8 protein-coding genes are annotated in these 6,000 nt (G+C 72.0%); 3 read left to right on the plus strand and 5 right to left on the minus strand.

Features of this window, described 5'->3' with window-relative positions; genetic code table 11:
- Nucleotides 1-11: 11 nt before the first annotated feature.
- Entirely contained in the window at nucleotides 12-299 is a 288-nt protein-coding gene (locus tag N864_RS05670; protein ID WP_155892827.1) for a hypothetical protein, read from the plus strand.
- 13 nt (nucleotides 300-312) lie between these two features.
- On the opposite strand, the gene N864_RS05675 is transcribed toward N864_RS05670, so the two are convergent.
- From N864_RS05675 to N864_RS05695, 5 genes are read right to left on the minus strand one after another with little or no spacing between them, the layout of a single operon-like run.
- The gene (locus tag N864_RS05675) at nucleotides 313-726 is read right to left on the minus strand and encodes a Fur family transcriptional regulator (RefSeq protein WP_034714442.1); all 414 of its coding nucleotides are present in this window, start codon (nucleotides 724-726) and stop codon (nucleotides 313-315) included.
- Entirely contained in the window at nucleotides 723-1,730 is a 1,008-nt protein-coding gene (locus N864_RS05680) for a metal ABC transporter permease (RefSeq protein WP_034714444.1), read from the minus strand. Before N864_RS05680 ends, N864_RS05675 begins: the two co-directional genes overlap by 4 nt.
- Nucleotides 1,723-2,577, minus strand: coding sequence for a metal ABC transporter ATP-binding protein (locus N864_RS05685; RefSeq protein WP_034714454.1), 855 nt, complete (start codon nucleotides 2,575-2,577; stop codon nucleotides 1,723-1,725). The genes N864_RS05680 and N864_RS05685 overlap by 8 nt, the downstream gene beginning before the upstream one ends.
- Entirely contained in the window at nucleotides 2,574-3,536 is a 963-nt protein-coding gene (locus N864_RS05690; protein WP_034714446.1) for a metal ABC transporter substrate-binding protein, read from the minus strand. The genes N864_RS05685 and N864_RS05690 overlap by 4 nt, the downstream gene beginning before the upstream one ends.
- 51 nt (nucleotides 3,537-3,587) lie before the next feature.
- Entirely contained in the window at nucleotides 3,588-3,968 is a 381-nt protein-coding gene (locus N864_RS05695; RefSeq protein WP_338033624.1) for a DUF6703 family protein, read from the minus strand.
- On the opposite strand from N864_RS05695, the gene N864_RS05700 reads away from it, so the two are divergent.
- Together N864_RS05700 and N864_RS05705 are read left to right on the plus strand one after the other, a co-directional pair.
- Complete coding sequence (locus tag N864_RS05700) at nucleotides 3,957-5,372, plus strand: glycine--tRNA ligase (RefSeq protein WP_034714457.1); 1,416 nt, start codon at nucleotides 3,957-3,959, stop codon at nucleotides 5,370-5,372. The genes N864_RS05695 and N864_RS05700 overlap by 12 nt on opposite strands.
- Nucleotides 5,373-5,441: 69 nt before the next feature.
- A partial coding sequence (locus tag N864_RS05705) for a HEAT repeat domain-containing protein (protein WP_051518234.1) occupies nucleotides 5,442-6,000 on the plus strand: 559 nt, incomplete at its 3' end.

The raw sequence follows: 6,000 nt of genomic DNA on the forward strand, positions 1-6,000 counted from the left end.
GAGGAGGCGAGATGGCGGTCGAGCACCGGGTCCCGGACCACGAGCACCCGGGACGCATGGGTCTCGTCGTCGCGGGCGGCATCGCCGCGATGGCGCTGTTTGTGCTCAACGTGACGCTCGCCGTGCTGGCCATGCTCGTGCTCGGCGGCACGGCCGGCGGGCTGGCCCTGTTCCGGGGCCACACCACCAAGAGCCTGAGCCGGTTCTTCATCGGCACGATGCTCGGAATGGTGCTCTACCTGATCCTCGCCTGGTACGGCACCGCGACGTCGTCCCCGGTGCTCCAGTCGGGCAGCTGAGCCTGAGGGCGGGTCAGGACGCGGAGGCGCCCCGCGCGCAGTCGGCGCACGTGCCGAAGATCTCGAGGGTGTGCGTCACGTCGATGAACCCGTGCTCGGCCGCCACCCGGTCGGTCCAGGTCTCCACCGCGGGCCCCTCGACCTCGACGGTGCGGCCGCAGGTGCGGCAGACGAGGTGGTGGTGGTGACCCGGCTCGCAGGCGCGGTAGACCGCCTCACCGTCGTCGGTGCGCAGCACGTCGACCTGACCGGCGTCGGCCATGGCCTGCAGTGCCCGGTACACCGTGGCCAGCCCGACGGTCTCACCCGCCTCACGGAGCCGGCCGTGGAGCGCCTGGGCCGAGGCGAAGTCGGCACTCTGCCCGAGGATGTCCGCCACGGCCTGCTGCTGGCGGGTCGGCCGTCGCGAGGCTCGTCCCGTCGTCATGCTCGCACCTCCTCGTCCTGCCCGCTCGTGCGCGGGGACCCGGCTCCGTGCTCGTCGTAGTGGCCCTGGTGGGCCGCGTGCCGGTGGCCCCCGTGCAGGTAGTCGACGTGGTCGCCGTGGGGGATCGCCTCGTGCCCGCACTCGGGGCCGTGCTCGTGGTCGTGGCCCTCGGCGATCGAGTGCCTGCGCTGGCGGATGCGGCGGGCCACCCCCGTCCCGATCGCCGTGACGATGTAGACCAGCACAGCGAGCACGACGATCGTGCCGCCCGACGGCGTGTCGAGGGGGTAGGAGATGAACACCCCGCCGACCGCCGAGGCCAGCCCGACGGCGATCGCCCAGCGCAGCCCGGTCGTGAAGCTGCGGGCGAGGAGCTGGCCGGCGGCGTTGGGCACGATCATCAGGGCACTGATGAGGAGCAGCCCGACGACGCGCATCGCGACGACGACGGTCGTCGCCGTCAGGACCGCGAGGATGATGTTGAGCGGCAGGACCGGCAGCCCCACGGCGCGCGCATACTCCTCGTCGTTGGCCACGGCGAAGAACCGCGGCCACAACACCCAGACGGTCGCCATGATGACGAGCGCGAGGGCCAGGAAGATCCAGACGTCGGACGTGCGCGTCGTCAGGATGGAGCCGAACAGGTAGCTCATCAGGTTGGCCGGGGTGCCCTCCGGGGCCTTGCTGATGATGACGACCCCGGCCGCGATCCCGCCGTAGAAGATAACGCCGAGTGCCACGTCGGCGTTGGTCCGGCCGCGAGCGCGGAGCAGCTCGATGGCGACGGCGGCCACGACGGCCGCGACGAGCGCGGTCAGCACCGGGCCCCGGCCCGTGACGAGGCCGACGGCGACACCGGCCAGGGCGACGTGCCCCATCCCGTCACCGATGAGGGACAGTCGCCGCTGCACGAGGAAGATGCCGACCATCGGCGCGACGAGGCCGACGAGCAGGGCGGCGATGAGGGCGCGCTGCATGAAGTCGGTCGTGAGGATCTCATGCATGGCCGTCTCCTGACGGGTCGACCGGGCCGCGTGGCAGGACCGGGGTCGCCTCCTCGTCCGCGAGCTCGCTGTCGTGGTGGTGGGCGTCGTGGTCGTGGTGGACGGCGGCGCGAGTCGCTTCGTACTGGTGCGGAGTGCCGTCGAACGTCACATGGCCCGCGTCGACGACGACGATCCGGGTGAGGATGCGCTCGAGGGCGCCGAGCTCGTGGGTGACGATCACCATCGTGACGCCGCGCTCGACGAGGCGCGCCAGGACGTCTGCGAGAACGTGCTGGCTGGCGGCGTCGACCCCGGCGGTCGGCTCGTCCATCACGAGCACGTCCGCCTGCCCGGCGAGTGCCCGCGCGATGAGGACGCGCCGCTGCTGCCCCCCGGACAGGGTCGTCACCTCGGTCGCGGCGCGGTCGCCGAGGCCGACGAGCTCGAGGGCTCGCGCGACGACCTGGCGGTCGGTCGCCTTGAGGCGCCCGAGCCAGCCGAGCCGGGGAAGCCGGCCCGTGGCGACGATCTCTTCCGCTGTGGCGAGGATCGACGCGGAGAGGGTATGCCGCTGGGGGACGTATCCGACCCGGGCGCGGTCGCGCGTGACGTCGGCATCCTCGTCGAAGAGGCGGATGGTGCCGGCCAGGTGCTCGTTGAGCCCGAGGATGCCCTTCATGAGGGTCGACTTGCCGGCGCCGTTCGGGCCGAGGACCGCGACGATCTCGCCGCGTCGGACGGTGAGGTCAACGTCCGTGACGACGGCGTGCTCGCCGTAGCCGAACGCCGCGCCGTGCAGCTCGATGACGGGTCCCGCTGCCCTCGGGACCCCGGTGTCGGGCGTGGTGGGGGTCGTCGTCCTCATCGGCACTGCTGCCCCTTCTCGAGCGTGGCGAGGTTGGCGCGCATGACCTCGAAGTAGTCCGTGCCGGCCGACGCCTTGGTGATGCCCTCGAGCGGGTCGAGCGTCGCGACGACCGCGCCGGTCTCGGTCGCGATGACGTCGGCGAAGTGCGGCTCGACGAGGGTCTCCTGGTAGACCGTCGTGACCCCGTGCGCCTTCACGAGGTCCGCGATCGCGGCGAGGGCGGCGGCGGAGGGCTCCGCCTCGGGCGAGATGCCGGTGATGCCGTGCTGGGTCAGCCCGTAGCGCTGGGCGAGGTAGCCGAAGGCCGCGTGGCTCGTCACGAGGTCCGGGATGCGGCAGTGTGCGAGCCCGGCTCGGAACTGCGCGTCGAGGGCGTCGAGCCGGTCGACGAACGCCCTCGTCCGGGCGGTGTAGTCGGCGGCGTGTGCCGGGTCCTCCCGGCTCAGGCGCTCACCGATGGCCTCCGCCACCGTCGCGTAGCGCTCGGGGTCGAGCCAGAAGTGCGGGTCGACGGCGTGGGCGTGACCGTCCCCGGCGGCGTGGGCCTGGTCGTCCTGGGCGCCGGTGAGCGTCAGGTCGGCGAGGGGGGTGACGTCGAGGACCTTGCTCGCGTCGAGCAGGTCCATCGCCTGGTCGACGGCCGGCTGGAACCCGCTCTCGTAGACGAGCAGGTCGGCCTTGCGCAGCCCGACGACCTCCTTGGCGCTGAGCTCGACGTCGTGCGGCTCGGCTCCCGGGCGGGTGAGGGACGTGACGAGTGCGTGTGGCCCGGCGATCTGCTGGGTGGCGAACTGGAGGGGGTAGAAGGCCGTCGCGACGGACAGGGCCCGAGCGCCACCGGAGGCGCCGCTGCTCGCCGTGGGACCGCTCGCACCTGTGCAGGAGGCGAGCGTCGCGACGGCGACGAGGGCGAGGGCCGCGAAAGCGGCGCGGGGTGGGGGCACAACGAGAATCATTCTCAGAATGATAATCGTTGTCAACTCGGTGGGTGGCGGCCACCCTCGGGCTCAGCCGCGCGGCAGCAGCCTCACGACCGCGACGGCGATGACGAGTGCCAGCACGGCGAAGCGCATCAGCCGCTCGGGCAGGTTCAGCCGCTGCCAGGTCAGGAAGATGAGCCAGCCGATGAAGAGCGCGATGACAACGAACGCGAGGCCGGCCCACGGGGACGGCGCGAAGATGCCCACGGCGAGCAGCGCGAGCAGCACGAGCAGGGCGGCGGGCTTCGGGACGCGGTTCATCCGCTCGAGCCACGGGACGGAGGCGTGCTCGAGGCGGGCTCGGAAGCTGAGTGACACACCACGAGGGTAGGCGACGGCGTGGCCCGGGTGGACGTCGGGCACGTCGTCCGCGACCCGGCGGCTACCCTTCCGCCCATGGCCAAGCACAGCTCGCCCGTCGACACCGTCGTCAGCCTCTGCAAGCGTCGGGGCTTCGTCTTCCCGTGCGGCGAGATCTACGGCGGCACCCGTTCGGCCTGGGACTACGGGCCGCTCGGCGTCGAGCTCAAGGAGAACATCAAGCGGCAGTGGTGGCGCTCGGTCGTGACCGCCCGGGACGACGTGGTCGGCCTCGACAGCTCGATCATCCTGCCCCGCGAGGTGTGGGTCGCCTCCGGTCACGTCGGCACCTTCACCGACCCGCTCGTCGAGTGCCTCAGCTGTCACAAGCGGCGCCGACAGGACCATCTGCAGGAGGCGCTGTTCGACAAGCTGGGCACGAAAGCGGCCGAGGCCGGCTGGTCGAGCCCCGACGACATCCCCATGTCCGAGATCGGCTGCCCGGACTGCGGCACCAAGGGCCAGTGGACCGAGCCGCGCGACTTCCAGATGATGCTCAAGACCCACCTCGGGGTCATCGAGGACGAGAGCGGCCTGCACTACCTGCGCCCCGAGACGGCCCAGGGCATCTTCGTCAACTTCGCCAACGTCGTCGGTGCCGCGCGCAAGAAGCCGCCCTTCGGCATCGCCCAGGTGGGCAAGAGCTTCCGCAACGAGATCACCCCCGGCAACTTCATCTTCCGCACCCGCGAGTTCGAGCAGATGGAGATGGAGTTCTTCGTCAGGCCCGGCGAGGACGAGGAGTGGCACCAGTACTGGATCGACGAGCGCACGCGCTGGTACACCGACCTCGGCATCCGGCCCGAGAACCTGCGCCACTTCGAGCACCCGAAGGAGAAGCTGTCCCACTACTCGAAGCGGACCGTCGACATCGAGTACCGGTTCAACTTCGCCGGCAGCGAGTGGGGCGAGCTCGAGGGCGTCGCGAACCGGACCGACTTCGACCTGACCCAGCACTCGCAGCACTCGGGCCACGACCTCAGCTACTTCGACCAGGCCTCGGGTGAGCGGTACGTGCCCTATGTCATCGAGCCGGCGGCCGGCCTGTCCCGGTCCCTGATGACCTTCCTGGTCGACGCGTACGCCGAGGACGAGGCCCCCAACACCAAGGGCGGGGTCGACAAGCGGACGCTCCTGCGTCTCGACCCCCGCCTCGCCCCGGTCAAGGCAGCGGTGCTGCCGTTGTCGCGCAACGCCGACCTGTCGCCGAAGGCCCGCGACCTCGCCGCGCGGCTGCGCCGCAGCTGGAACGTCGACTTCGACGACGCCGGCGCGATCGGCAAGCGCTACCGGCGCCAGGACGAGATCGGCACGCCCTTCTGCATCACGGTCGACTTCGACACCCTCGAGGACCACGCGGTGACGGTGCGGGAGCGCGACACGATGGCCCAGGAGCGCATCTCGCTCGACAAGGTCGAGGGGTGGCTCGCCCAGCGGCTCGTCGGCTGCTGACGCCCGCCCACCTCACAACGCACCCGCGTATGCCGCTCGGCGCCGCCCGCTGAGCGGCATACTCACGCTGTGGTCTCCGCAGCGGTGCTCGACGCGACGCCGGGCGACCGTGCCCGGGCCGCCGGAGACGCTCTCGGTGACCGCGACCTGGTCGCGTGGTGCGCGGCGCTGCTCGGGCGGCGCGCCCGGTGGGGGTCGCCGCAGTGGCCGGACCCGGGCTGGCTCGCGGGTCGCACCGCGCACGGCTGGGGCGCGCCCGAGCGGCTCACGGGGGAGCGGGACTACTGGGCGCGGGTCTGGGCGGCGCGAACCCTGCTCTACGTCTGGGACGAGTCTGCGATGCTGGATGTCGTCGCGGGCCTGGGCGACCCGGCGTGGCGGGTGCGTGAGATGTGCGCGAAGGTGTGCGTCCGATGGGCCGTCGACGAGGCCGCCGACGGGTGCGCCCGGCTGCTGGACGACGACACCCCGCGGGTGAGGGTCGCCGCACTCCGCGTGCTCGGTGCCTCCGCCGAGGGTGAGCACGTGCCGGCGGTGCGGGCCGCCCTGGGCGACCCGGACGAGACGGTGCGTGCCGCTGCGGAGCGGGCGCTGCGCCGGCTCGCGGACCGACTCGACAGGCCCCTGG

It is taken from the genome of Intrasporangium chromatireducens Q5-1, assembly GCF_000576575.1.
Taxonomy (GTDB): domain Bacteria; phylum Actinomycetota; class Actinomycetes; order Actinomycetales; family Dermatophilaceae; genus Intrasporangium_A; species Intrasporangium_A chromatireducens.

Bases quoted from the DNA above. Each gene is read 5' to 3' on its own strand.
- N864_RS05670 (WP_155892827.1), top strand. From the start codon at position 12: ATGGCGGTCGAGCACCGGGTCCCGGACCACGAGCACCCGGGACGCATG.
- N864_RS05675 (WP_034714442.1), bottom strand. From the start codon at position 726: ATGACGACGGGACGAGCCTCGCGACGGCCGACCCGCCAGCAGCAGGCC.
- N864_RS05680 (WP_034714444.1), bottom strand. From the start codon at position 1,730: ATGCATGAGATCCTCACGACCGACTTCATGCAGCGCGCCCTCATCGCC.
- N864_RS05685 (WP_034714454.1), bottom strand. From the start codon at position 2,577: ATGAGGACGACGACCCCCACCACGCCCGACACCGGGGTCCCGAGGGCA.
- N864_RS05690 (WP_034714446.1), bottom strand. From the start codon at position 3,536: ATGATTCTCGTTGTGCCCCCACCCCGCGCCGCTTTCGCGGCCCTCGCC.
- N864_RS05700 (WP_034714457.1), top strand. From the start codon at position 3,957: ATGGCCAAGCACAGCTCGCCCGTCGACACCGTCGTCAGCCTCTGCAAG.